Source organism: Acinetobacter legionensis, from assembly GCF_048552295.1.
Classification (GTDB): domain Bacteria; phylum Pseudomonadota; class Gammaproteobacteria; order Pseudomonadales; family Moraxellaceae; genus Acinetobacter.
Genome location: NZ_JBIMCW010000045.1, coordinates 1 through 24156, shown reverse-complemented (window position 1 = coordinate 24156; position 24156 = coordinate 1). Strand labels below are relative to the sequence as shown.

Sequence of the window (24156 nt, the reverse complement as noted above, 5' to 3'; positions counted from 1 at the left end):
ATACGTTGTAGGAATACTTGTTGGCTCAATGCCGAATTAGAAAATTGTACGTGGATCGCACGTTTTTGTGCTGATAAGCCAAGCTGCTCCAAAGCAGCGTAAATATTGTTAGACATGCTTATTATTAAATTCTAAATTGTGATCGATTATACTAAAAAACTTAAGGGTTTGTCTATACAGACCTGTCTATATTGCGCTCAAATTTTAAGCAAAAATGTAAATATTTTTATTTTTTAATGCATAATAAGTAAAATTTTCTCATTGTTTTATAAAATATTTATTCAAAAATAATTCAAAATCTACAATAAGATTGTTACGCTAGGCGGATGTATGAATATCTCCTTTTCGATTTAGTTTTTGGCAATGATGGGTTTTAAACAGTAAGAATAAACAAAAACAACTTCGAACCGATCTTATGGTGCTACAGCATGTACTCATCGTATTTTTATCAATTTTTAATTGTGTAACAATAGTTCAAATACAAGGACTCTATTCATCCTAACTAGTTTTTTCAAAAGCTCTGAATAGCTCATGAATTCTATTGTGCTATATTTTAATTTTTTAATGATAATTCACACTTATATTCAGTTAAAAAACTGATTTATATTAAAATAAAAAAACTAGTGATAAGTGACAATCAAACACTCAGCACTAGCTTTTAGCTAACATCAATTAATAATTAAAAGTATAACTCAAACAAAAGGTTCGCCCTTGTGCCCGCATACTAGACACAGGTGAAAAGGTAATTTCTGACTGCTGACTATAAACGGTGCGATAGTCTTTATTCCACACGTTATAAATTCCAAAATCCACCCGCCCCTTATAAGCCGGGAAATTCACGAGGGTATCCATAATCGCATAACCCTTTATTTTTGCAGCTCGGTTTGGAACCACCTTATCACTGTTCACCGCAACCTTATCATCTTCAAAGGCTTTGTCAGTTCCTTTTACAGCAAGCATCTGTACACGGAATCCATAACCATCATCACTATTCCACTCACCAAAAATAGTTCCCTTAGTTGGAGATACCTGATAAGCATTTAACTCACGCCAATTACCCGCCGCATCCTTATATTGTCCACGGGTGTAAGCCAACGTGCCACCAATTTTAAAATCATCCAGAATTGGATATGCCGCAGTCATTTCAGCACCGTAAACACGCTGATCAGTATCCGCAATATTGACTGAACGATCAGCATTGAACTGAATGACTTTATCAGATGTATTATAAAAACCAGTAATTCCTAAATCAAGTTTTTGATCATCTTGCAGACGCCAACCCAGTTCATAACTATTGACCGTTAGTGGTTCTATATTCGCAGTTGAAACGGTCAGAATTGAGACATCACGTAACATCCGTAATATATCTGGATAACTAAATCCTTGAGAGAAATTGGCAAATAATTGCTGATTATCAGTAAGTTTATAAACTGCGCCTAAATTAAACAAAAACTTGTCAGCATTTGTTGAATCACTCGCAACGCTTTGTGTTTGTCTAGAAGGTGTATAAGCGTCTGTATCTGCCTTGATATATTGATAGCGCGTTCCCGCTTGAAGATTAAAGCGATCCGTTAATTGATAATCTGCCTGTAAAAAAGCCCCGATATTCTGAATGACAGTATCTGGACCAGCATCTAACCTTCTACCAGTATCCTTGTAAACCATACCGTTATTGCTGACAGACAATACGTCATAATGCTGAGTATCTTTTTCTCGGTCATAATCCAGACCATAGGTCAGATTAAGATCTCGCGCTGCAAGCTTAAAATCTGACTGCACTGTAGACCGCATTCCAGCTACATCAACCGTATATTCTGATTGATTGACCGTAGCGCCACCTGAATAAACTGGGAAAAAACGCCCTTTTTCATTTCTATAATAGGCTTCCAAATTTACCGTCTGCCCCCATACATCCTGATTTTGATATTGGGTATTCAAAGCATAACGATCCGTAAATGGCTGATTACTTAATTCCAGCCCCTTGATGGCTCGTTCAGACTGTGGCCCTTTAGCAATGGTATAGTTCGGTCCATAATCAGGTAGATAACGAGTATCCTGCTTATCCTTATAATACTGCGCACCAAAACTTAAGCTTTGTGTGTCAGTCAAATTAAAATTCAGGCGTCCATTTATGTCTAACGTATCTGTATCATTACGGCTGGTTTGATTGGGTTCAGTTGCAATCCGATCCCCATTCGCATCGAACAATGATCCTCGGCTGGTATAGTTCGCACCCAAAAAACCATCCATTTTATCATTACTGAAAGAAACGCTCTGACCTGCTTCATAAGCCAGACCATCTCCTCGGAAATTATCAGCAGAGGTTATCCCTAATTTCGTCTCAAAACTCAGTGGTTTCGATTTGTCAGCACGTTTGGTAATGATATTAATAATCCCACCCGTTGCACCAGAACCATAAATACTGGTTGCTCCAGAAATGACCTCAATCCGTTCAATCATACCCGGACTGATACTGTTCAATTGGCGCGCAGGATCACGCGATCCAGTCTGAGATACGCCATCAATCATCACCAGTACCGTTCTGCCTCGCATGGTCTGTCCATAATTACTTCCAGTACCACTAGACGGCGCCAGTGAAGGAACCAGTTGCGCAAGAACATCTGCTACTTTTCGTCCTGCCCCAGCCTGTTTTTGTACTTCTGCTCCGCTGATGTTCTGTACAGTCCCTGCAATATCTGCAATGCTTTTTTCTGATCGTGTTGCTGTAATAACGATCTGTGGCAATTTCTGGACAGATTCCTGTTGTTGAGCATTGCTAACTGATGTCTGATTATTCGAGGTTTCATCCTGTGCATATAACTGACTACTGATGGCAATAGATAAAACACATAAGCTGAATTGGGAAAGGCGCATCCTGTTTCCTCAGTTGTAGGCCTGAATTTTATCGATAATAATAATCATTAACATTATTAATGTAAAACATAATCTTTTAATAGCCTATTCCAACAACCCAAGGAAAACACAGCACAAAAATTATTAATTTAATTTGTCTTTTTATAATTTCAGTTCTGATTCATTTTGAGTTTCTAAGATTTTCTTAGGGTGATTCTCTTTAATAAAAATAAATGTGATAGCGATCTGCTTTATAATTTTTTCTAGTGATTGATTAACAATTTTAATCAAATGGTCATCTAATTTCACTATAATTTAAGTCAATAATTATATATAAGCCATATTTATCAAAAACTTATAAACAAAATCATTACTCACGCCCACAGTTTATTCTTCAATAAAATTACAAAACACAACAAATTTAGCGTAAATTTTAATAATAACAAAACCAATAATGATTATCATTTGCAATAGATAAAACCAGAGAATTCTAACGATGATCCATAACAATATTCTCGATTGCATAGGTAAAACTCCTTTAATCAGACTCTCAAGGATGTTTACCGATCAATCCGTCACCGTTGTCGCAAAAATGGAGTTACTCAATCCAGGTGGAAGTATCAAAGATCGACCTGCATTGTATATGTTACAAGAAGGGCTTAAATCTGGCCTCATTCATAAAGATAGCCATATTGTTGAAAGTTCATCGGGCAATTTAGCAATTGCACTTGCAATGGCATGCAAAATTTACGGCCTAAAATTCACTGCTGTGATTGACCCCAAAATTGCTTCAGCCAATTTACAAATGTTGAAGCTCTATAAAGCCAATATCGAAATGGTCTCTGAAAAAGATCAAAACGGTGGTTATTTAAAAACAAGAATCGATACAGTACAACGACTTTGCCGCCAGTTGCCCAATGCTGTTTGGATCAACCAATATGCAAATCCCAACAATTGGAAAAGCCACTATTATGGTGAAGCAGAAGAAATCATAAATCAAATCGATCGCAGTATTGATTACTTGGTTGTTGGTGCAAGTACTTCTGGAACAATCATGGGCGTATCTCGCCGCTTAAAAGAAAAATTCCCGCATTTAAAAGTTATTGCAGTCGATATCGTCGGTTCTGTTCTCTTTGGTGGTCACTCAGGCCCACGTGAAATTCCGGGTATCGGTGCAAGTACCGTTCCAGCCCTACTCTCCCCAGATGAAATAGATGATGTCATCTATGTTGATGATTATGAGTCAGCTTTAGGTTGCCGAGAACTCCTCGAACATGAAGGCATTTTTGCGGGTGGATCTAGCGGCTCATCTATTTCAGCAATAAAAAAACTTATCCCGACCATCCCTTCTGGATCATGCGTTTTAACCCTTTTGGCAGATAGAGGCGATCGTTATTTAGATTTAGTTTATGACGAAGAATGGTTCGAAATGATCAAGAGAAGACATTTCAATAAAAATCATCTCAATCAAGAAAATTTTACTTTGCAATCCGTTGTTTAACTCCACTTTTTAGGAAATATTTATGAGTAATTTGGCTAGCCTTCGTTACCTTAGTCAATCAGATTTACTTCATCTTGGTGCAAATCACAGTAATTCGTTTATCGAAGCAATTACTGAAGGCCTCACACTTCACGCAAATAAACAGTTTGTACAACCCTTAAAACCCTATTTACGTTGGCAAGGTGCGGACCATATTGCCGACCGAATTATTGCCATGCCATGTTATTTGGCTGGAAATGATCCTATTGCAGGGATCAAATGGATTGGTTCTCGCCAACACAATCCTAAGAAATTTAATATTCCTCGTGCCAGTGCCTTAATTGTTTTAAATGACGCTGAAACAAATTACCCCGTGGCAATCATGGAAGGCAGTTTAATTAGTGCGATGAGAACAGCGGCAATTACTGGTGTATCAATTCAATATCTCGCCAAAAAAGACTTCTCAGATATCAGCGTGATTGGTTGTGGTCCGATTGCCCAAATGCAAATCAAAACGGTCTTAGAACAATACCCACAAGTTAAAAAAATACATTTATTTGATCTAAACCCAGAAGCTGCAGAAAAACTTAAAGCTTTATTTATTGCCGAATATCCAAATCTTCAAATCGAAATTCATGAAACTGCCAAGTCGGCGATCCAACAGGCAGATGTATTAATCACTTGCACAGTATCTGACAAACCCTATATCCCGTTTGAATGGCTTAAAAAAGGTTGCTTCGTTTCAAATATATCAATCATGGATATTGAACCAGAAGTTTTCCTCAAAGTTGACAAAGTGATTGTGGATGACTGGGATCAATCCAATAGAGAAAAGAAAGTCATCAATGTACTGGTTGAAGAAGGTTTATTTAGCCGTGAAAAACTACATGCTGAACTAGGTGACATCATTATTGGGCATAAAAATGGCCGTGAAAATGATGATGAAATCATTTTACTCAATCCAATGGGTATGGCGATCGACGATATTGTTTGTGCGAAATGGTTTTTCAATGCTGCACAAAAACAAAATATTGGCACAGTTTTGCCACTTTTATAATTATAGGAACAATGCACATGTTAGATCGGATTTACACAACACAACTTCAGAAAACTATAGATGCGCTCTATATGGAAAATTATGGTGAGTTCAGAAACCATATTGTCTATAAAAAGCCTTATCTTGTAATACATCTGAGTAGTGAGTTGGAACTACATTTCAACTGCTTAAAAGTAAATAGTGTAAATCCTTTCTATATCACAAAAGCAGAAGTTTTACTTCATAACACGTTGAGTCAACAGACCACTGAGATCGCGATTGCTGACGTTTTCAATTATTTAACTCAATCCTCATGGTGGCCATCAATCAACCACCAAAAGGCCATTACGTATTGGCATGATAATTTGGTGACTGCTGAAAAAATTCCTCAAATCTTACAATCCGCACTTTCTTTTTCTTCGCCACTCATAATGAGTGAACAACTTTCGCTTGTCGCTGACCGTGCATTTCATCCATTTGCACATGCGAAAGGTGATCTCAGTCCACTCATTACTCAAAAAGAAATTGAAGTGTATTGGTGGGCATTTAAAAAAACAGATGTCAGAAATAATATGGAATCCATTCCACATGATGAACTGGCTCTCCCTGCTGAGGAAAAAAATCTTATTATTGAAAAAATGCAGGCTCTCTCAAATGAATACCTTGCAATACCTGTACTTAAAACACAGCATGACTATTTAACATTTCAAGAAAACAAATATCTAGGGATTGACCTCGGCCTCGCCACTGCAATTGGTTGCCCAACATCCTCGCTACGAACTTTAATCAATCACTTAAATTCAAATCAGCACTTAAAGCTCTCGACCAATGCCAAAACTTTGGGTGCTATTCGCTCTATGCCTGCTCGATATTTAGCCAACGGTCATGCGGCATATGATTTTCTCAATGATGTCATCGACAAAACACCATCATTAAAACATCAGCTCTTTTTAAGCAATGAAACCCATTGGTGGGTCTTAGGAAAACAAGAACCGCTGGTACAAAATTTAGGTGTTATCGGCTGTCAAGTGAGGCATTTACCTCATTTTTGCCAAGAAAAAAATATAGCACCCATTAGCATGTCTGCTTTAAGTTGCCCTTATATTGATCCATGGGAAGCTTTAGGTATAACAGGTGACAAATGGAACTTACTTAAAGATTTGAGTACCCATTTTATTCACACTTTTCTCACACTGTGGTCTTTTGGTGTTATGCCTGAGTGTCATGGTCAAAACACCCTTGTATGTTACCAAGACAATCAATTTAAATGCTTTATTCTGCGTGACCATGACACCTTAAGAATATGCACCCCTGCGATTCAGGACAGTGATTTTGTTCCGCCAGTCTATAAAATTGATACCAGTACGCCAAACAATCTTATCTTTAATAAAAATGAGGATTTATTTAATTATTTTATAACCCTCGGGATACAAATCAACCTATACCCTATCGCATTAGCAACATTGAAATATACCGATCATACTGAAATTGATTTCTGGGAAATGATCCAAGAAATTATTGTCAACTTTATAGAAACTGTCGCGCTTTCTGAACAATCGAAAAACTGTATTCAAAAATATGTTTTTGAAAGTAGCCACTGGCCATTCAAACAATTACTCACCCCTTTATTAGCCCAACAAGGTGATTCAACAGGGATGCCAAGTAAAATTGGTATGACGTCAAATCCCTACCATGCTTTATTCCAATCTTGCTATGAGACCATGGATATCTAAATCATGCGTTCCTCTCGCCTAGATCATTTGATTATTTTACTGTGTCAATTTTTTTCGACTTTTGGCTTGATGGTCTTAATACCGATCATGCCGCTATATATGGAAAAATTGACGGCGCAAATGGCAGCACCCGCCATTTGGGCAGGTATAGCGCTGTCAGCACCAGCTCTAGGGAGTCTATTTACAGCCCCCCTTATTGGTCATCTATCAGATACATTTGGGCATAAAAAAGCACTGTTACTTTCCTTGGCTGGTTTCTGCATTTCTATACTGTTAATGGCGGGAGCACAGCATCTATTTGTGTTTATTTTTGCCCGTATTTTATTAGGATTTTGCGGTCTATCCGTGATTCTTTATGCCTATACCTCTTATTTGTCTAGCGAGCGACAAAGAGGTCTTGCCTTTGGACAGCTCCAAAGCAGTGTCGCATTGGCCTGTCTATGTGGTCCGGTACTCGGTGGCATATTTATGGATCATTGGAAAGTTGAAACCTTACTCAGTGCCACAGCATATATTGTCATCGTTTTAATCTTAGTTGCTGCTATTTTATTGAGCCAAACTGTGCAGACATCTGTCACGGGACCCGATAAAAAACCATCAACACTACAATCTTTTGATCGAACAATTTTTTCGTGGCTCAGTGCGGGAACCTTTGTCCAAGCTGGCGGGTTCGGTTTAGTGTCCTGTTTTATCTTATATATCAGTGAAATCAGTCGAAATATAGCTATACCCTTATCTATTGCGAGTTTAACAGGAACAATCCACGCACTTTCATGGGGTGCTGCATTTTTTGCTGCAACCTATTGGGGGAAACGCAACGATGCGAGAGGCGATTCATTTCATAATTTTGTCAGTGCAACACTGATCTGTGGAATCACGGTTCTGGCTTTGACATGGACCACTAATATTTGGTTAGTACTGCTCTTAAGACTCATACAAGGTTTCTGTTTCGCTGCACTTATTCCCTCTATTTTTCATACGATTTCTTTAAAAACTGATGCAAGAAATCAAGGAAAAGTGATTGGTATTTCAAATAGTGCCTTTGTTCTTGGTCAACTGTTTGGACCGATTGCGGTCACCCTCACATACTCATTTTTCAATATCACTGCCGCGTTAATTTGCACTGCATTATTTTTTATTGGTGCTGGATTAATCGTGACTTTAAACAAATTTTTAACCAATACAATTTTAGAAGAGGTACAAGAATGAACCCGATCATTACCACCGATGCATGGTCTTACAAGCTTTTTGAACAATACTTGAATACTTTTTTTCGTGAACTTCAAGTTCAACTCGAACAGCATATTCTCTCAGAACAGGATTCACCTTTAGCAATACATGACGCAAATAATTCACCCTGTTTTTCATACCCATTTACTGCATCTAACTCAATCATCTATGGTGCGATACAGCATTTCTCAAGCACAGGTTATCATCGTTACCAGCGCTCTTTTTGTGTATTCAATACTGAGGATAAGACTGTCAAAAGTCTCACTGATCCTAAAGTGTTGGTTAAAATGATAACCGATGAGTTAAAGTTAAATAGCCAATTTAAAGATAAAAAGCAAAATCAGAATCTCTATGCGGAAATCGCAAACAGTATCGAAAATACCAAATTCTTTTTAGAAAACAGCGTAGATCAAATAAAGCCTAAACTGGCCTCTAGTTTTCAATCTGCTGAACAAGGCATGTTATATGGACATCCATTTCATGTGACCTCAAAAGCCAATCTAGGCTTTTCTAAAGAGGATATGAAAAAGTATAGCCCAGAGCTAGGTGCGACGTTTCAGTTACACTACTTCGCAGTGCATTCATCCTTAATCCAAAAACTTGTCAGCGATAATAATATTGATCAACTGATTGAAGAAGACGTTTTGAAGCATGCACAACACCGCCTCAAAAATGACTTCGAAAATTATGAACTTTTGCCTACACATCCGTGGCAAGCAAACTTTTTACTCCTACACCCTTCCTTAAAACGCTATTTAGAAAATCATGAGGTTCGATATTTAGGTGCTTTAGGACAAACCGTTTGGCCTACATCTTCAGTACGAACCGTTTGGTTACCGCAATCTAATATTTTTTTAAAACTCTCCATTGATGTGCGTATTACTAGTTTTATTCGTAACAACCCTATGGATGAAATGGAAAGAGCGATTGATGCCAGTAAAATCATTCTTAAGCATCAGATCAACCAACACTATAAAAATATGCTCATTCTTCCAGAGCTTACAGCCAAAACTGTCAAAATCCCTGAGTTAGAAAGTTCTTTTGGCATTATATATCGCGCAGGATTAGCTACGGAAACGCTTGAAAATACTCGGATGCTAGGTGGTTTAGTCGAAGAAAATGAGCATCATCAGATCCCCTTAATGGCGTTTATTGATCAGGCCGCACAAGCCCAAGGACTTCCAAATAGTCACTCAAAAGCCTTTCTTGCTGATTGGTGGAAACAATATATTCAAGTTTCCTTGGTTCCACTAATTGAATTGTTTGCAAATAAAGGGATTAGTGTTGAAGCCCATATGCAAAATAGTTTAATGGAATTTAAACAAGGCTTCCCTGCTCGACTGATTATTCGTGATATGGAAGGGATTAGTGTGGTTTCTGAGATGCTCAATGATCATTCCTCAGTCTCTGAAGATAGCACTGTTTGGTTTTCTCAAAAGGATGCATGGATTTTTCTGCAATATTATTTAGTCATCAATCATATTGCGCATCTAATTAGTGCGATATCAAGAGTAAGCATTATTGAAGAAAGTGAACTTTGGCAAACCACCAGAAAAACCCTGATCGATGAAAACTTCTCAGATAAAGCACAGCACTACTGCAACCTTTTGCTTAACTCTCTCACTTTACCTATTAAGGCAAATATGATGAACACCTTATATCACAGTGGCGGTAACCCGATTTGGATTGATATTGAAAATCCGATTTATAAATACAGAGGCGCTCAAGCACTGACCCCTCTTCAAGCTACGCAACAAATTGATTATAAAGTCCAAGCGGAAAGACGTGTCATCGGGCAATTATTAGAAGCCTTAATCTTTGAAAATGCCTTTAACTACGAAAAATCAAATGGGCAAATTAAATTCTTTATTTCAGATGATCTTTTTTATAGCTGCGACGCTAAACAACATTTTAGTTTTAACCGAATTAAATTAAATCCATCGAGTTTAGTCCGTTATGATGCTGTTCAAAAGTCATCAAGCAGTCCAAATTTAAAAGCATTATTAGCTGATTTAAAACATATTATTGATGCTGATCCAATCAAATGGCAAAGCTTTAATGATGAGCTCAATCTTAGCTATGTCAAACATGCACAAACACTGGGTCTATCACCCAACCAACCATTAAGAACACTGTCATATATTGAGCAAGAAGCCCGTATAAACAATGCACATCTCTATCATCCAAGTTTTAAATCTAGAATAGGCTTTGATCTTAAGGAAAATCAAAAATACTCACCTGAATTATCCCAAGGATTCTCTGTTCAATGGACTGCTACTCATAAAAGCTTATGCAAATTGGTTTTGAGTGAAACGATCAACTTAAATCAACTGTATAAACAGCATTTTTCAGACAAAGACCTTCACGCAATCCGTGAGGAATTGACAGCGTATCAAGTTGATTTCAATGATTATATTCTTAGCCCCATTCACCCTTGGCAATGGGATAAAATTATTGAATTGTATTATCAAGATGCAATCAGCAATCAACTGATCATTCCATTGAAAATCGCTGGACCTACTTATTTACCGCAACAATCAATCCGAACATTATCAAACATCACGGATATTTCAGCGTTATCACTAAAATTAGCGATGAATTTAGTTAACACGTCGACCTCTCGTGTTTTAGCACCACATACTGTGCAAAATGCTGCAAAAATGAGTGACTGGCTGTATAAAATCGTTGAGCAAGACCATATTTTAGAAAAACAACGTAAACCCGTTATTTTAAGAGAAATTGCTGGACTTTCTATCAATCAGCCGATCGCCTTAGCTGTTCAATATGGCGCACTGGCCTGTATTTGGCGTGAAAGTATTTATCATTATCTCAATGAAGGCGAATCAGCAACACCAGTTACAGGTCTAATGCAACTTGATACTGACCAAAAACCGCTGATAGACCACTGGATCAAACAATACGGGATCGAGTTTTGGTTAGAGAAGTTATTAAAAAATGCCTATCTGCCAATTATGCATATTTTATGGTGTCACGGCTTAGCATTGGAATCACATGCACAAAACATGGTGTTAATTCACAAAGATGGTCTACCTGTTAAAGCGGCTTTAAAAGATTTCCATGATGGTATTCGCTTTAGTCGTCATTTGCTAAGAAATCCAGAGCTATTACCCGATTTACAAGACGCGCCTAAAGAACATGCCAAAATTAACCCAAATTCTTTTTTAGAAACGCACGCAGCAAATGAGTTAAGAGATTTCACCCAAGACGCACTTTGGTTTGTCAATCTAGCGGAATTGGCCATATTTCTAAACACACATTATGAGTTTGATGAAATCAAATTTTGGACAATGTTAAGATCAATCATCAATCAACATAAAGAAAAGCATCCAGAATTTGCACAAAGATATGAATTGTTTAACTTTACAGATGACACCATCGATATTGAACAACTTGCAAGTCGTCGCTTCCTACCAGAAATCCGATTAAGAGTACAAACCACCCCAAACCCGTTGAGTTTAATTAAGGAAATTGAATATGAATAAAACTTCAATTTCCTTTAAAAAACGCATGAAAAATGGTGAGTCGCTTTATGGCATATTCTGTTCTATTGCCTCACCAATTCATGTGGAGCAATTGGGACTGGCTGGTTATGACTTTATTATTATTGACTTGGAACATACTTTATTTAGTACGTCCCAAGTTGAAAGCATGATTTTAGCCGCTAGAGCCATACAGCTTGATGTATTGGTTCGAGTCCCCTTAACCGCCAATCACTTGATCTTACCTTTACTCGATGCTGGCGTGACTGGAATTGTATTACCACGTATAGAAAATGCACAACAAGCCCAAGAAGCTGTGAATTATTGCCACTACATGCCCCTAGGACAAAGGGGCTTAAATTCAACTCGGTTAAATCGCTATGGCATGCAGAGCTTAACGGATTTTGTGCAACACGCACACCAAGAAACAGTTGTCGTCGCAATGATTGAAAGTTTAGCTGGTGTAGCAAATATCGATGAAATTTTAGCTATTGATGGGATCGATATTATTCTTGAAGGTTCGGCAGATCTTTCTCAGTCTATGGGCGTTCCTTGGGAAACGCGCCATCCGCAAGTTCAAGCAAAGATCCAAGAGATATATAGCAAAACTCAACAACAGGGTAAATATTTCTGCGCAATTCCGCGCCAGCCTGAAGATATTGCGTTGTGGAAACACCAGTCTGTAAAACTTTTTGTGCTCGGTGATGATCGCAGTATTACCCGTCGAGCACATCAGCTTCATATTGATTCATATAAAGAAATTGTATAGGTCTCTAAACCTTGAGTGGTGTATCAGCTATTCCACTCAATAAAAATTTAAGCTGAATATAAATGTTTTATTGTTTATTTGTTACTGTGAATTACAATCATTCTCAATTATACTTTCGTCAATTTAAAGCAATCTCAGGGTGAGATAAAAGGAAACAAGATGAAAAGCAACAAAATTTTTAATAAGAAGTCTGATGTAAAAAAAATCATTCCACTTATATCAATTGGTGGGTTCATCTTTTTATCACAATCCTCTTTTGCTATTTCACCCACAGAAGCTACAGATACAGAAAACAAAGCTGCAGTGCTTCCAACCATTACTGTCAGCGCATCACGCTCAGATGAATTCTCCTCTTCTGCAAAACAAGTGACCAAATTAGATGAAAAACAAATTGAATTTCTAAAAAATGCGTCTTCTGGAAATATTGCCACTGTTTTAGCCAAAGTTGTGCCTGGCTTATCTGATTCAAGTCGTACAATTACTGATTATGGGCAAACTTTACGCGGACGTAATGCCTTGATCTTGGTTGACGGCGTACCTATGAATTTGACACGTGATACATCAAGAGGTCTTTCATCAATCGACCCGCAAAGTATTACGGGGATAGAAGTCATTCGTGGCAGTAATGCGATTTATGGAAGTGGTGCTGCTGGCGGAACGATTTCAATCACCACCAAAGCGGCGGGTGGTGAACCGACTGCAAAAACTGTGATTGGGCTACAAAGCGCATTGACCAATTTTCGTACAGATGCTTTAAGTGGAGATATTCATCAATATTTTTCTGGAAGCTTAAATAACTTTGACTATGCATTTGATTTTGGCTATCAACGTATTGGTAGTCCATACGATGCCAGAGGCGATCGTGTTGCATCAGAACCAAGTCAAGGTGATTTATTTGATGCGGATGCATATAGCGTAGGCGGTAAACTTGGCTATCACATTGACGACAACCAATATCTACAATTTGCAGCAAATTACTATAACGCTGAACAAGATTCTGACTATGCCTCTGACCCAAGTGTAGCAAAACTTCCTGCAGGTAGCGTACCTGCGAAAGCAATCAAAGGGCTTAAATTAAAAGACCAGAATAAAAATGAAAATCAAATCTACAATTTAACCTATAACAATAAAGATTTATTTGGCAGCAAAGTTGACGCGCAAATCTACTACCGAGACTTTTTTACTCGCTTCTCGCCATTTGATGCCCGTCAAGTCATTACACGTGGTGGGCAAGTCGATCAGGTTTATCAAAACAATAATGTTCTTGGCAGTCGCCTAACCGTAAACACTCCACTAGAATTTTTAGGTGATACGTCGATTGTTTGGGGTGGCGATTTTAGCCGTGAAAAAAGCGAAATGCCTCTAGATACGTTTGATCCTACAATTTATGTCCAATCTGGTGGCTTAGAATTTGTTAAAAATGGAAAACTAATCTATTTACCTGAATTAACCACCCAAAGTATCGGCGGTTTTGCGCAATTAAAGCATAATTTCAATGAGCAATGGTCTGCTGAAGTGGGTACGCGTTATGAAGACAGTTATGCAAAAATTGATAGCTTTGTTCCATTATCACAATTAGGCAAACCAAATCCCTATACTGTTAAGGGGGGTAAAGTGACGGCCGATGCATGGTTATATAATGCCAATGTCACCTTTAAGCCAACAGATCAGCACTCGATTTACGCATCTTTTAATCAAGGTTTTCAATTGCCCGATGTAGGGGTGGTGATCCGTAATGCAACAGCAGGATTTAACTTAGCATCATCATTCCTTGAACCGGTTAAGGTGGATAATTACGAGCTCGGTTGGAACGGTCATTTTAATAATTTTAGTTCGAGCTTAGCGGTGTTCCAGTCAACTTCCGATCTGGGTGGTGTTCAATCCTTTAACAATGGCTTGATACTGACGCGTACCAAAGAAAAAGTGACTGGTGTAGAAGCGACTCTTGATTATCTTGATGATGCAAAAGTATGGGGAACTGGAGGAAGTGTTACATGGATGAAAGGCCGTGAAACCCCACAGAACACCAATACAGAACAAGACATGACGGGTTACCGTATTCCACCTTTAAAAGTAACAGGATACATTTCTTATAGCCCAACAGACACATGGACAAATCGTTTACAAGCGACATATTTTGGTTCAGAAGATTATCGCTTAAACGGTCTCAACAGTTTTGGACGTTATGATGTGAAGTCATATACCACTGCAGATTTAATCAGTAGTTTTGCCCTCAACAAAAAAGATACCGTTACGATTGGCTTAGAAAATATGTTTAACCGTAAATACTATCCTTTATACAGCCAACTTCTCCGTACCAGTAATAACACCAGCCATCTGCTGGCGTCAGGTGCAACATTGAAAGTGACTTATAGTCATAAATGGTAAGATTTAATGATAAAGCCTTATAGAGATCTATAAGGCTTTATTGTTTTTTTATATTGTCTAGTCAAGAAATTGGCTGAATTTTATATTTTTGTATTAACATTTTTATACTAACAAAAAGCGATGCAGTGATGGAAATTGAATTTTCATGGGATGAGCATAAAGCAGAAATAAACTTAAAAAAGCATGGTGTAACTTTTGAAGACGCAGTACTGGTTTTCTATGATGCTTATGCCTTATACCATCAAGATCGCTTTAAAAATGGTGAATATCACTGGCAAGCGATAGGTTTGGTATATGGGTAGGCTGTTTGTTTTACTGGTTGCCCATACTGCACAGGATCATGATGGGATGGATCATATCCGTATCATTTCGGCACGTCAGGCATAGAAAAAAGAGAGGAAACAGTATGAGCAAAACCGTTACTTACAAAGTGGATTTGAATAATCCGCCTACCTTGTCAGATGAACAAAAAGCAAGGCTTGAAACTTTGGCTGAACGTCCAGACAGCAAGATAGATTTTTCAGATATTGCTCAACTTGATGAAAAATTTTGGAAAAATGCTGTGCAAAATCCCTTTTACAAGCCCACCAAGCAAGTGACTACTGTCCATATTGATTCAGATGTTATGCAATGGCTAAAATCTCAAGGCAAGGGCTATCAGACCCGTATAAACAAAATTCTTCGAGATGCTATGCTTCAAGAATCAAAGAACAATCCTTGAAAATGCAAGCGAGATTTTTTTTAAACGATTCCAATAAAATCAAAATACGACCTAAACTCACATGACAAAGAACAGCAAAAAGCCGGCAGTATTGAAACGACCGGCTTTTTTAATTTTGAATCACAAACTATTTAACTATTTATCACGATAAACAATAAATTACGCGCTTAATTCAACTGCAAGTGCTGTTGCTTCACCACCACCAATACAAAGTGTTGCGATCCCTTTGGTTTTACCTAAGCGTTTTAAAGCATGGATCAAGGTCACAATGATTCGTGAACCTGATGAACCCAGTGGATGCCCGAGTGCACAAGCACCGCCATTAATATTGACTTTTTCAGGATCAAGTTTAAATGCATCAATTGCAGCCATAGTGACCATGGCAAAAGCTTCGTTAATTTCCCACAGGTCAACATCGTCTACGGACCAACCTACATTTTTCAGTAATTTTTCAATTGCTCCCACAGGTGCAATGGTAAACTCTTCAGGATGCTGGGAATTGGTTGTATAGCCTTTGATTTCAGCCAACACAGTCAAACCACGCTTTTTCGCTTCTGACGCCGACGTGATCAGTAGTGCAGATGCACCATCACTGATTGAACTAGAGTTTGCAGCAGTAATCGTACCGTCTTTGGCAAATGCAGGTTTTAAGCTTGGGATTTTATCAATCTTGGCATTTTCAGGATTTTCGTCCACATCTACAGTGATCTCCCCCTGACGTAGCGCCACTTTAACAGGTGTGATTTCGTCTTTAAAATAACCTTCTGCAATCGCTTTTTTTGCACGTGTCAGTGAGCGAATTGCAAACTCATCCATTTGCTCACGGCTATAGCCCTTTTTATCCGCCATTTCTTGTGCAAAACTTCCCATTGCACGCCCTGTACCCGCGTCTTCCAAACCATCAAGGAACATATGATCAATCACTTGACCATGCCCCATCCGATAACCTGAACGTGCTTTAGGTAATAAATACGGTGCATTGGTCATAGATTCCATCCCACCGACCACAATAATTTTGGCACTTCCTGCTTTAATGGCATCGCTGGCTTGCATTGCAGCTTTCATCCCAGAACCACAGACTTTATTGATTGTGGTTGCGCCAACATGATCCGGTAAACCCGCTTTTCGCATCGCTTGACGTGCTGGACCTTGTTTTAAACCCGCAGGTAATACACAGCCCATAATTACTTCATCAATATCAGCAACAGGCACATTGGCTTGTTCAACAACTTTTTCAATGACGACTGCACCCAAATCCGGTGCAGATAAACTTGCAAAACTGCCTTGAAAACTTCCCATTGCAGTACGACTAGCTGCGACGATGACAATCTTTTCCATTCGAGTTCACCTTGTATTTTAAATGCGTATACTTTTGAAGCGGGTATTTTTGAAAATAGCATATCCATTGATAACATGTCTAAGCCGCCAAAGCGACTTAGCATTTAAACTTGGCTGCTTACATTAGAATTTTAGCCTTGCTTTGTCACAATCAAGCCACAGCGAGATTTGAGGTGATCAGTTCTACCCCAGTTGCCGCCTGAATCTGTTCTAGGCTTACATCTTTGGCCAATTCAATCAACTCTACACCTTGAGGAGTGATATCCATCACCCCTAGATCCGTAATTATACGGTTTACGACCAGTCTACCCGTAAGCGGTAATGAACATTCAGCGACGATTTTAGGACTACCATCTTTAGCACAGTGTTCCATCAACACCACGACTTTTTGTACCCCAGCAACCAAATCCATTGCACCGCCCATGCCTTTTACTTTTTTCCCTGGGATCATCCAGTTGGCTAAATCTCCTTTTTCGGAAACTTCCATTGATCCTAAAATAGCAATATTGACCTTACCACCGCGAATCATGGCAAAAGATTCAGCACTAGAGAAAAACGCAGCACCCTTACGTGCAGTTACGGTTTGTTTACCCGCATTAATTAAATCTGCATCGACAGTAGCTTGTGTTGGAAATTCATCAATTCCCAATAAGCCATTTTCAGATTGAAGCCAGACATTAATATTGTCAGGAATATAGTTGGCAACCAAGGTGGGTAAGCCAATACCTAGATTGACATAAAAGCCATCTTCAAGCTCTTGCGCTGCACGTTCAGCCATTTCATTACGCGTCCAAGCCATGATTAAATCTCCGTCTTCAATGTCAATTGTTCAATTCGTTTTTCAGGCTTCGCATTTAAAACAATACGACTTACATAAATGCCCGGTAAATGAATTGAATCTGGATCTAACTCACCAATTTCAACAATTTCTTCAACTTCGACAATGGTCAATTTGCCAGCCATTGCACACTCAGGGTTAAAGTTTCGTGCAGTCTTACGAAAAATTAAGTTACCAGCTTTATCAGCCTTATAGGCTTTTACCAAAGCAATATCTGCAACCAATGCTTGTTCGAGTATGTAATCTTTACCATCAAATTCGCGAACTTCTTTGCCTTCGGCAATCAATGTCCCAACACCTGTTTGGGTAAAGAACGCTGGAATACCTGCACCACCTGCACGTAACTTTTCAGCCAAGGTGCCTTGCGGTGTCAACTCAACTTCAAGCTCACCATTTAAATATTGACGTTCAAATTCTTTGTTTTCACCGACATAGGATGAAATCATTTTTTTAATTTGTTTGGTTTGTAAAAGCTTGCCTAGACCAAAATCATCCACACCTGCATTGTTAGAAATACAGGTTAGACCCGTTACGCCAATTTCTTTTAAGGCATCAATCAATGCTTCTGGAATACCACATAATCCAAAACCACCCACTGCAAAAGTCTGGTTGTTTGCAACCACATCAGCCAAAGCTTCATGTGCATTCGCGACAACTTTGTTCATCGTTTTAACTCTATGTCCTTTAGAATTATTATTATTAACATCGAGCAAATTATTTTAGAAATTGATTCTTTCAAATGTCTAATGAGTAAAACTCATTAATCTGATTTTACCTTGAAATAGTGGAGGTTATGATGAGGTGACATTCTTTTAAAACTGATGTGCCAATATCGTTTCAATAAATTGCGAAGAAATATTAGAAAGTTCAAAATCTTTTTTATAAATGATTCCAACAGAAAGATTGACATTGCCCTCTTCAATTTCAACCAAGACATTATTTTCTTTATCGATATAATTTTGAAAATGACGTGGGATCGCACTGACCCCCATACCAAAAGCCACAAAATGCGACAATGAACTAATTTGATGACACTCAAGTTTTAAATCTAAGATCATATTATTTTGTGAACATTTCTCTTCCACCACGTGTCGAATGATCGAAGGTTTCTGTAAAGTGATAAAAGGATAGGCATAAAGCTCACGCCATGTCACACTTTTACGCTGCGCCAACTGATGATCTTTAGGAAGTAGTGCTAAAAAATCTTCATTGAAAAATGGCTTAAAAATTAATTGATCATTGTGTTGCGGTTCAAAACAAATCCCAATTTCAAAAATACCCTCTTGGACTTTTTCAATAATTTTTTCATTGGGAATATCATGGATTGAAAAATTGATATTGGGATGATTCTTATTAAATTCATGCAGTACAGCAGGTAAAACAGCATGTGTCGCGAAAGGCATCGAGGCAATATTCAATGTGCCACGATGTAATTTAAAACGCTGTTTAACATCTCTTTCCATGTCTTCCCAATTTGCCAAAAGTTTTTTAGCAAATGGAATCAACGAATTTCCCTCAGCAGTAAGATCCACACGGCGGGTATTGCGCTTAAACAGCTTGCCACCCAACTCATCCTCTAAACTTTTGATACTTAAGCTTAAAGCAGATTGACTTAGGCAAAGTTCATTGGCAGCATTGGCATAATTCAATGTCCGAGCAAGAACTAAAAAAGCTTTTAACTGTTTGAGTGTCATACGGCAACCTAACTGATTTATAGCTCTATAATACGCTAAACCAAGCGAGTTTTGATCCTAAAATGAGTCATTTGAGCTATCGATTTGCTTATAGAATAAGATATCAATCCATGCTAGCTGATCTCGTTTTGCTCAGATTGAGGTCTTAATGAAAGTTTTTAATTTGTGTGATCTGTAAAAAAATATGTCTATGCATTTAAATCAGTACAAAATCGATATATTACGTATTTCAAGCAACACACTTGTCAATAAAACTACTGCTGTAAATAAAAATTAAAACGTTGAACATATACTCATTCATCTGCATCTCCAATTTGGCTTTTTTCTTTTGCTTATCTATGACCTATTGCGCAAAAACCTCATGAAACTTGTTTCTATTCATTAGTTTTCCATATTGACTCATAAATATTTTCAAACAATGCCTCGAATAATTTGGATTATAGTTTTATCCATCATTTGGAAATGGATATTCCAATTTATAAGTCTGGACGATTTATAAAAGCTAAATTTATTGATCAATATTAATTTCTCTAGATATCCATTTTTATTGGTTTCACTCACTAATGCATTTTTATGATTGAGATAGCCTTGTCGTGATTTGAAATAAAAACAAGGTGGGTTTTGACATATATTCTTTAAGGACGGAGTAAAAATATGTGGGAACTGGGTATAATTTTACTTTCTCTTGGCTTGTTGATGTACACAGCCTACAGAGGATTTTCTGTAATTCTCATGGCACCTATTTGTGCCTTATTGGCCGTCTTGCTGATTAACCCTGCCAACGTTTTACCATTTTATTCTGGTGTGTTTATGCCAAAAATGGTGGGCTTTATTAAAGATTATTTCTTGGTGTTTTTGCTGGGTGCGATTTTTGGTAAAGTTGTTGAAATGTCAGGTATTGCTGAATCCATTGCCAAAACGATTGTTCAATTAATTGGCTCTAAAAATGCAATGCTTACCGTTGTTCTGCTAGGGGCAATTTTAACCTATAGCGGCGTCAGTTTATTTGTCGTAGTTTTTGCAGTCTATCCCTTTGCAAACCAATTATTTAGACAAGCAAATATCCCTAAACGTTTGATTCCTGGCACGATTGCACTGGGTGCTTTCTCCTTTACCATGGATGCCTTACCGGGTACGCCTCAGATTCAAAACGTTATTCCAACTACCTTTTTTGGCACCAATATTTATGCAGCGCCATTTTTAGGGATTATCGGTGCAATCTTTGTTTTAGGTGTTGGTTTAAGTTATTTGGAATGGCGTCGTCGTGTTGCTGCTCGCAATGGAGATGGCTTTGCATCTGGTATTACTTTAACAGAAGCCGAACTTCAGCAATTTGAAAATCAATCTCAGCAACAAGATAATGGTTCTGGTCTACGTCAATTCATGGCATTTGTTCCCTTAATTTTAGTTGCAGTGATGAATAAATATTTATCTACAGCAATTAAAACATGGTATCCAAATGGCTTTGATTTTAATGCGCTTGGACTAGCAAACTACACTGTCGATGTCGCAAAAACGTCAGCGATTTGGGCAGTTGGTTTGGCTTTAATCGTTGGGATTATCACTGCGATTATGTTCGATTATCGTCGTGTTTCAACCAGCTTTAAAGAAGGTGTAAACGCAAGTATAGGTGGTTCTCTACTCGCTGTGATGAACACTGCATCTGAGTATGGTTTTGGTGCAATCATTGCCGCTTTACCGGGTTTTGCTGTAATCAGTCATGCTTTGGGGCATACATTTACCAATCCATTGGTCAATGGTGCAGTCACCACAACCGTTTTGGCTGGGATTACAGGTTCAGCATCTGGCGGTATGAGTATTGCCCTCAGTGCCATGGCTGACCAATACAATACAGCTATTGCAGCAATGGGCATTCCTGCTGAAGTGATGCATCGTATTGTTGCAATGGCATCTGGCGGTATGGACACCTTACCGCATAACGGTGCCGTGATTACCCTACTTGCAGTCACTGGACTTACACATAAACAATCTTATAAAGACATTTTTGCCATTACCATCATTAAAACAGTTGCAGTATTTGTCGCAATTGCTGCATTTACATGGTTTGGTATCGTCTAAGTTTATCTTCAAAATGAACACAGGGAGTCAATAATGAGTCAACTTCTCAAAGATAAAGTTGCATTTATCACAGGTTCAGCAAGTGGTATTGGACTTGAAATTGCCAAAAAATTTGCCCTTGAAGGTGCAAAAGTAGTGATTTCAGATATGAATGCGGACAAGTGTAATGAAGCAGTTTTAGCCTTAACAACTGATGGATTTGAAGCCTTATCTGCACCTTGTGATGTTTCAGATGAAGATGCTTATGCCGCGGCTATTGGTCTAGCACATAGCAGCTTTGGTCGTTTGGATATTTTGATCAATAATGCTGGTTTTCAGCATGTTGCTACCATCGAAGAGTTTCCAACTGCCATTTATCAAAAACTACTGAATGTCATGCTGGTGGGTTCTTTTATTGGAATTAAGCATGCATTTCCAATCATGAAGGCACAAAACTATGGCCGTATTATCAATATGGCTTCGATCAATGGTTTAATCGGTTTTGCTGGAAAAGCGGGTTATAACAGTGCCAAACATGGGGTGATTGGTTTAACTAAAGTTGCAGCGTTAGAATCTGCTCGTGATGGAATCACGGTCAATGCATTATGCCCAGGTTATGTCGACACACCTTTGGTACGTGGTCAAATTAAAGATTTAGCCAAAACCCGTAATGTCAGCGAAACAAGTGCACTTGAAGATGTCATTTTAGCCATGGTGCCACAAAAGCGCTTACTCAATGTTGAAGAAATTGCAGATTATGCCGTTTTCTTGGCGAGTGAAAAAGCGGCGGGGGTGACAGGTCAAGCAGTGGTTATGGATGGTGGTTATACCGCTCAGTAATACAGTTGATGATTGCAATGAGCATGAATTTGTCTCTATGTAAATCATCTAACCAGATGTAATACATATTCATTTGTAGGGGGAAATCCTCCCCTACTGTTTTTTAGTTTTTCTATCTTTAGTTTTTATCAAAGTGAAAGGCTCACTTTGTCATGTGTCATAGCTAGACAATCCAACGTTCTCAAGTTATTCAAGGAAAATGAATATATGAAACCCATAAATAAAGTTGCCATTATCGGTACTGGTGTTATTGGTGCAAGTTGGGCAGCATTCTATTTAAGTAAAGGATTTCAGGTGAATGCTTTTGATCCTGCAGCTGATGCAGAATTAAATTTAAAAAATAGAGTTCAGACCTATTTACTGGATCTGTTCGAGTTGGCTGAAGAGCAAACCACCTCTTCTGACTGTTATGTTTCAGACACTTTAAAAAATCTCACTTTTTATCAAAATCTAACAGATGCGGTAAAAGATGCCGATTTTATTCAAGAAAATGGTCCAGAGCGGATTGATCTAAAAAAAGACTTATATGCACAGCTCACTCAAAACTGCCCTAAAGATAGCATTATCGCTTCAAGTTCATCTGGATTAAAAATCTCAGATATTCAACATGATTGCCTTTATCCTGAAAGAATCGTACTGGGTCATCCTTTTAACCCGCCACACTTATTACCTTTGGTTGAGATTATTGGTGGAAAAAAAACCCAAGCGAACTATATTCATGATGCTTTTGAGTTTTATACATTATTGGGAAAAAAACCGATTTTAATTCAGAAAGAAGTTAAAGGGCATGTCGCCAATCGTTTACAGTCTGCAATTTGGAGAGAAGCATTTTATCTGGTTTCTGAAGGTGTATGTAGCGCAGAAGATATTGATATCGCCATCACCAATGGCCCCGGATTACGTTGGGCAATATTTGGTCCTTATTTAAATATGCAGTTGGCCAATCAACATGGATTTAAAGCCGCTATGCATCATTTAGGTGAACCGATGTCTGAATGGTGGGCTGATATGCACCCTTATACCTTGTCTGAAGAAAAAATTGAGATGCTGAATGAAGAAACTCAACAGTTTGTTAAAAAACTAGGCGATAAGAATCTTCAATTACTTCGTGATCAGGCATTACTGCGATCTTTAAAGATGCGTAAAGAATTAGATTTGCCTTAATCGGATTTTACAAAAGTGAGCTTCATTGATTCTCCAGAATTCTCATCTGGAGAATTTAGTCTTCAAAAATTTAGCCAAGGGAAACAGGATCATTGACCTTCCCGCTCCAAAATTGAATCAACATTTCAAAGCATCTCAAGCAACAATTTCAGACTGAACCTTGTTGCTTATTTTTGAATTATAGTCAAACCACCTAATTATTCATACAAGTGATTCCCCTCAAATCTTTGATTATAAATGAAGCTTATGTTTTTTTATGAACTTTTAGAAACTATTGATTATCAATTTATTTTTTGTATTTTTGAACCCTAGATGGTGATCCTACCGTGGGGCGACATGGATGTCACCGTTGGGCGGGGGGTATATTAGCAAAAATAAAGCACTGCTTTGTTTGCAGCGCAAGAGCCCTGTTAAAAGAAAGATTTTTGTCATCTTGTATCTTGTTCTTTGTAGTGATTAGCTATCACTACACGTAAATTGTAGAGTTTGGTTTGTCATCAAAACTTCGAGTTTC

General features: G+C 38.1%; 16 protein-coding genes and 1 pseudogene. 12 read left to right on the top strand and 5 right to left on the bottom strand.

Features of this window, described 5'->3' with window-relative positions:
* Positions 1-672: 672 nt before the first annotated feature.
* Entirely contained in the window at positions 673-2874 is a 2202-nt protein-coding gene (locus tag ACG916_RS20730; protein WP_419330727.1) for a TonB-dependent receptor, read from the bottom strand.
* A 475-nt stretch (positions 2875-3349) separates the two neighbouring features.
* On the opposite strand from ACG916_RS20730, the gene sbnA reads away from it, so the two are divergent.
* The 9 genes and pseudogenes from sbnA to ACG916_RS20685 all read left to right on the top strand — a co-directional run bounded on the left by sbnA (position 3350) and on the right by ACG916_RS20685 (position 15710).
* Positions 3350-4354, top strand: a complete 1005-nt coding sequence (gene sbnA, locus ACG916_RS20725) for a 2,3-diaminopropionate biosynthesis protein SbnA (protein ID WP_336954736.1) — start codon at positions 3350-3352, stop codon at positions 4352-4354.
* 22 nt (positions 4355-4376) lie between these two features.
* On the top strand, positions 4377-5390 hold the full coding sequence (gene sbnB, locus ACG916_RS20720) for a 2,3-diaminopropionate biosynthesis protein SbnB (RefSeq protein WP_209826392.1): 1014 nt from the start codon (positions 4377-4379) through the stop codon (positions 5388-5390).
* Positions 5391-5407: 17 nt separating this feature from the next.
* Entirely contained in the window at positions 5408-7102 is a 1695-nt protein-coding gene (locus ACG916_RS20715; RefSeq protein WP_419329248.1) for an IucA/IucC family protein, read from the top strand.
* Positions 7103-7105: 3 nt separating this feature from the next.
* Positions 7106-8311 (top strand): MFS transporter, encoded by a 1206-nt coding sequence (locus ACG916_RS20710; protein WP_336954734.1) that lies wholly within the window; start codon positions 7106-7108, stop codon positions 8309-8311.
* Positions 8308-11835, top strand: a complete 3528-nt coding sequence (locus ACG916_RS20705; RefSeq protein WP_419329247.1) for an IucA/IucC family protein — start codon at positions 8308-8310, stop codon at positions 11833-11835. The genes ACG916_RS20710 and ACG916_RS20705 overlap by 4 nt, the downstream gene beginning before the upstream one ends.
* Positions 11828-12601: an HpcH/HpaI aldolase family protein gene (locus ACG916_RS20700; RefSeq protein ID WP_419329245.1), complete on the top strand. Its 774-nt coding sequence runs from the start codon at positions 11828-11830 to the stop codon at positions 12599-12601. Before ACG916_RS20705 ends, ACG916_RS20700 begins: the two co-directional genes overlap by 8 nt.
* 159 nt (positions 12602-12760) lie before the next feature.
* On the top strand, positions 12761-14989 hold the full coding sequence (locus ACG916_RS20695; RefSeq protein ID WP_419329243.1) for a TonB-dependent receptor: 2229 nt from the start codon (positions 12761-12763) through the stop codon (positions 14987-14989).
* A 128-nt stretch (positions 14990-15117) separates the two neighbouring features.
* Positions 15118-15376: pseudogene (locus ACG916_RS20690) on the top strand (BrnT family toxin).
* Between the two features lie 19 nt (positions 15377-15395).
* Entirely contained in the window at positions 15396-15710 is a 315-nt protein-coding gene (locus tag ACG916_RS20685; protein WP_419329242.1) for a BrnA antitoxin family protein, read from the top strand.
* Between the two features lie 159 nt (positions 15711-15869).
* Here the strand turns inward: ACG916_RS20685 and ACG916_RS20680 are convergent, their stop codons facing one another.
* The 4 genes from ACG916_RS20680 to ACG916_RS20665 form a co-directional block, all read right to left on the bottom strand.
* Complete coding sequence (locus ACG916_RS20680; RefSeq protein WP_419329241.1) at positions 15870-17048, bottom strand: thiolase family protein; 1179 nt, start codon at positions 17046-17048, stop codon at positions 15870-15872.
* Between the two features lie 151 nt (positions 17049-17199).
* Positions 17200-17847, bottom strand: coding sequence for a 3-oxoacid CoA-transferase subunit B (locus tag ACG916_RS20675; protein WP_004721431.1), 648 nt, complete (start codon positions 17845-17847; stop codon positions 17200-17202).
* A 2-nt stretch (positions 17848-17849) separates the two neighbouring features.
* Positions 17850-18551 carry a CoA transferase subunit A gene (locus ACG916_RS20670; RefSeq protein WP_419329240.1) on the bottom strand — a complete coding sequence of 234 codons (702 nt, stop codon included), beginning with the start codon at positions 18549-18551 and terminating at the stop codon, positions 17850-17852.
* Between the two features lie 147 nt (positions 18552-18698).
* Entirely contained in the window at positions 18699-19580 is an 882-nt protein-coding gene (locus ACG916_RS20665; protein ID WP_004820562.1) for a LysR family transcriptional regulator, read from the bottom strand.
* A 654-nt stretch (positions 19581-20234) separates the two neighbouring features.
* On the opposite strand from ACG916_RS20665, the gene ACG916_RS20660 reads away from it, so the two are divergent.
* The 3 genes from ACG916_RS20660 to ACG916_RS20650 all read left to right on the top strand — a co-directional run bounded on the left by ACG916_RS20660 (position 20235) and on the right by ACG916_RS20650 (position 23642).
* On the top strand, positions 20235-21659 hold the full coding sequence (locus tag ACG916_RS20660; RefSeq protein ID WP_419329239.1) for a GntP family permease: 1425 nt from the start codon (positions 20235-20237) through the stop codon (positions 21657-21659).
* A 33-nt stretch (positions 21660-21692) separates the two neighbouring features.
* On the top strand, positions 21693-22478 hold the full coding sequence (locus ACG916_RS20655) for a 3-hydroxybutyrate dehydrogenase (RefSeq protein WP_419329238.1): 786 nt from the start codon (positions 21693-21695) through the stop codon (positions 22476-22478).
* 207 nt (positions 22479-22685) lie between these two features.
* Positions 22686-23642, top strand: a complete 957-nt coding sequence (locus ACG916_RS20650; protein WP_419329237.1) for a 3-hydroxyacyl-CoA dehydrogenase NAD-binding domain-containing protein — start codon at positions 22686-22688, stop codon at positions 23640-23642.
* Positions 23643-24156 lie beyond the last annotated feature (514 nt).

Bases quoted from the DNA above. Each gene is read 5' to 3' on its own strand.
- ACG916_RS20730 (WP_419330727.1), bottom strand. From the start codon at position 2,874: ATGCGCCTTTCCCAATTCAGCTTATGTGTTTTATCTATTGCCATCAGT.
- sbnA (WP_336954736.1), top strand. From the start codon at position 3,350: ATGATCCATAACAATATTCTCGATTGCATAGGTAAAACTCCTTTAATC.
- sbnB (WP_209826392.1), top strand. From the start codon at position 4,377: ATGAGTAATTTGGCTAGCCTTCGTTACCTTAGTCAATCAGATTTACTT.
- ACG916_RS20715 (WP_419329248.1), top strand. From the start codon at position 5,408: ATGTTAGATCGGATTTACACAACACAACTTCAGAAAACTATAGATGCG.
- ACG916_RS20710 (WP_336954734.1), top strand. From the start codon at position 7,106: ATGCGTTCCTCTCGCCTAGATCATTTGATTATTTTACTGTGTCAATTT.
- ACG916_RS20705 (WP_419329247.1), top strand. From the start codon at position 8,308: ATGAACCCGATCATTACCACCGATGCATGGTCTTACAAGCTTTTTGAA.
- ACG916_RS20700 (WP_419329245.1), top strand. From the start codon at position 11,828: ATGAATAAAACTTCAATTTCCTTTAAAAAACGCATGAAAAATGGTGAG.
- ACG916_RS20695 (WP_419329243.1), top strand. From the start codon at position 12,761: ATGAAAAGCAACAAAATTTTTAATAAGAAGTCTGATGTAAAAAAAATC.
- ACG916_RS20685 (WP_419329242.1), top strand. From the start codon at position 15,396: ATGAGCAAAACCGTTACTTACAAAGTGGATTTGAATAATCCGCCTACC.
- ACG916_RS20680 (WP_419329241.1), bottom strand. From the start codon at position 17,048: ATGGAAAAGATTGTCATCGTCGCAGCTAGTCGTACTGCAATGGGAAGT.
- ACG916_RS20675 (WP_004721431.1), bottom strand. From the start codon at position 17,847: ATGGCTTGGACGCGTAATGAAATGGCTGAACGTGCAGCGCAAGAGCTT.
- ACG916_RS20670 (WP_419329240.1), bottom strand. From the start codon at position 18,551: ATGAACAAAGTTGTCGCGAATGCACATGAAGCTTTGGCTGATGTGGTT.
- ACG916_RS20665 (WP_004820562.1), bottom strand. From the start codon at position 19,580: ATGACACTCAAACAGTTAAAAGCTTTTTTAGTTCTTGCTCGGACATTG.
- ACG916_RS20660 (WP_419329239.1), top strand. From the start codon at position 20,235: ATGTGGGAACTGGGTATAATTTTACTTTCTCTTGGCTTGTTGATGTAC.
- ACG916_RS20655 (WP_419329238.1), top strand. From the start codon at position 21,693: ATGAGTCAACTTCTCAAAGATAAAGTTGCATTTATCACAGGTTCAGCA.
- ACG916_RS20650 (WP_419329237.1), top strand. From the start codon at position 22,686: ATGAAACCCATAAATAAAGTTGCCATTATCGGTACTGGTGTTATTGGT.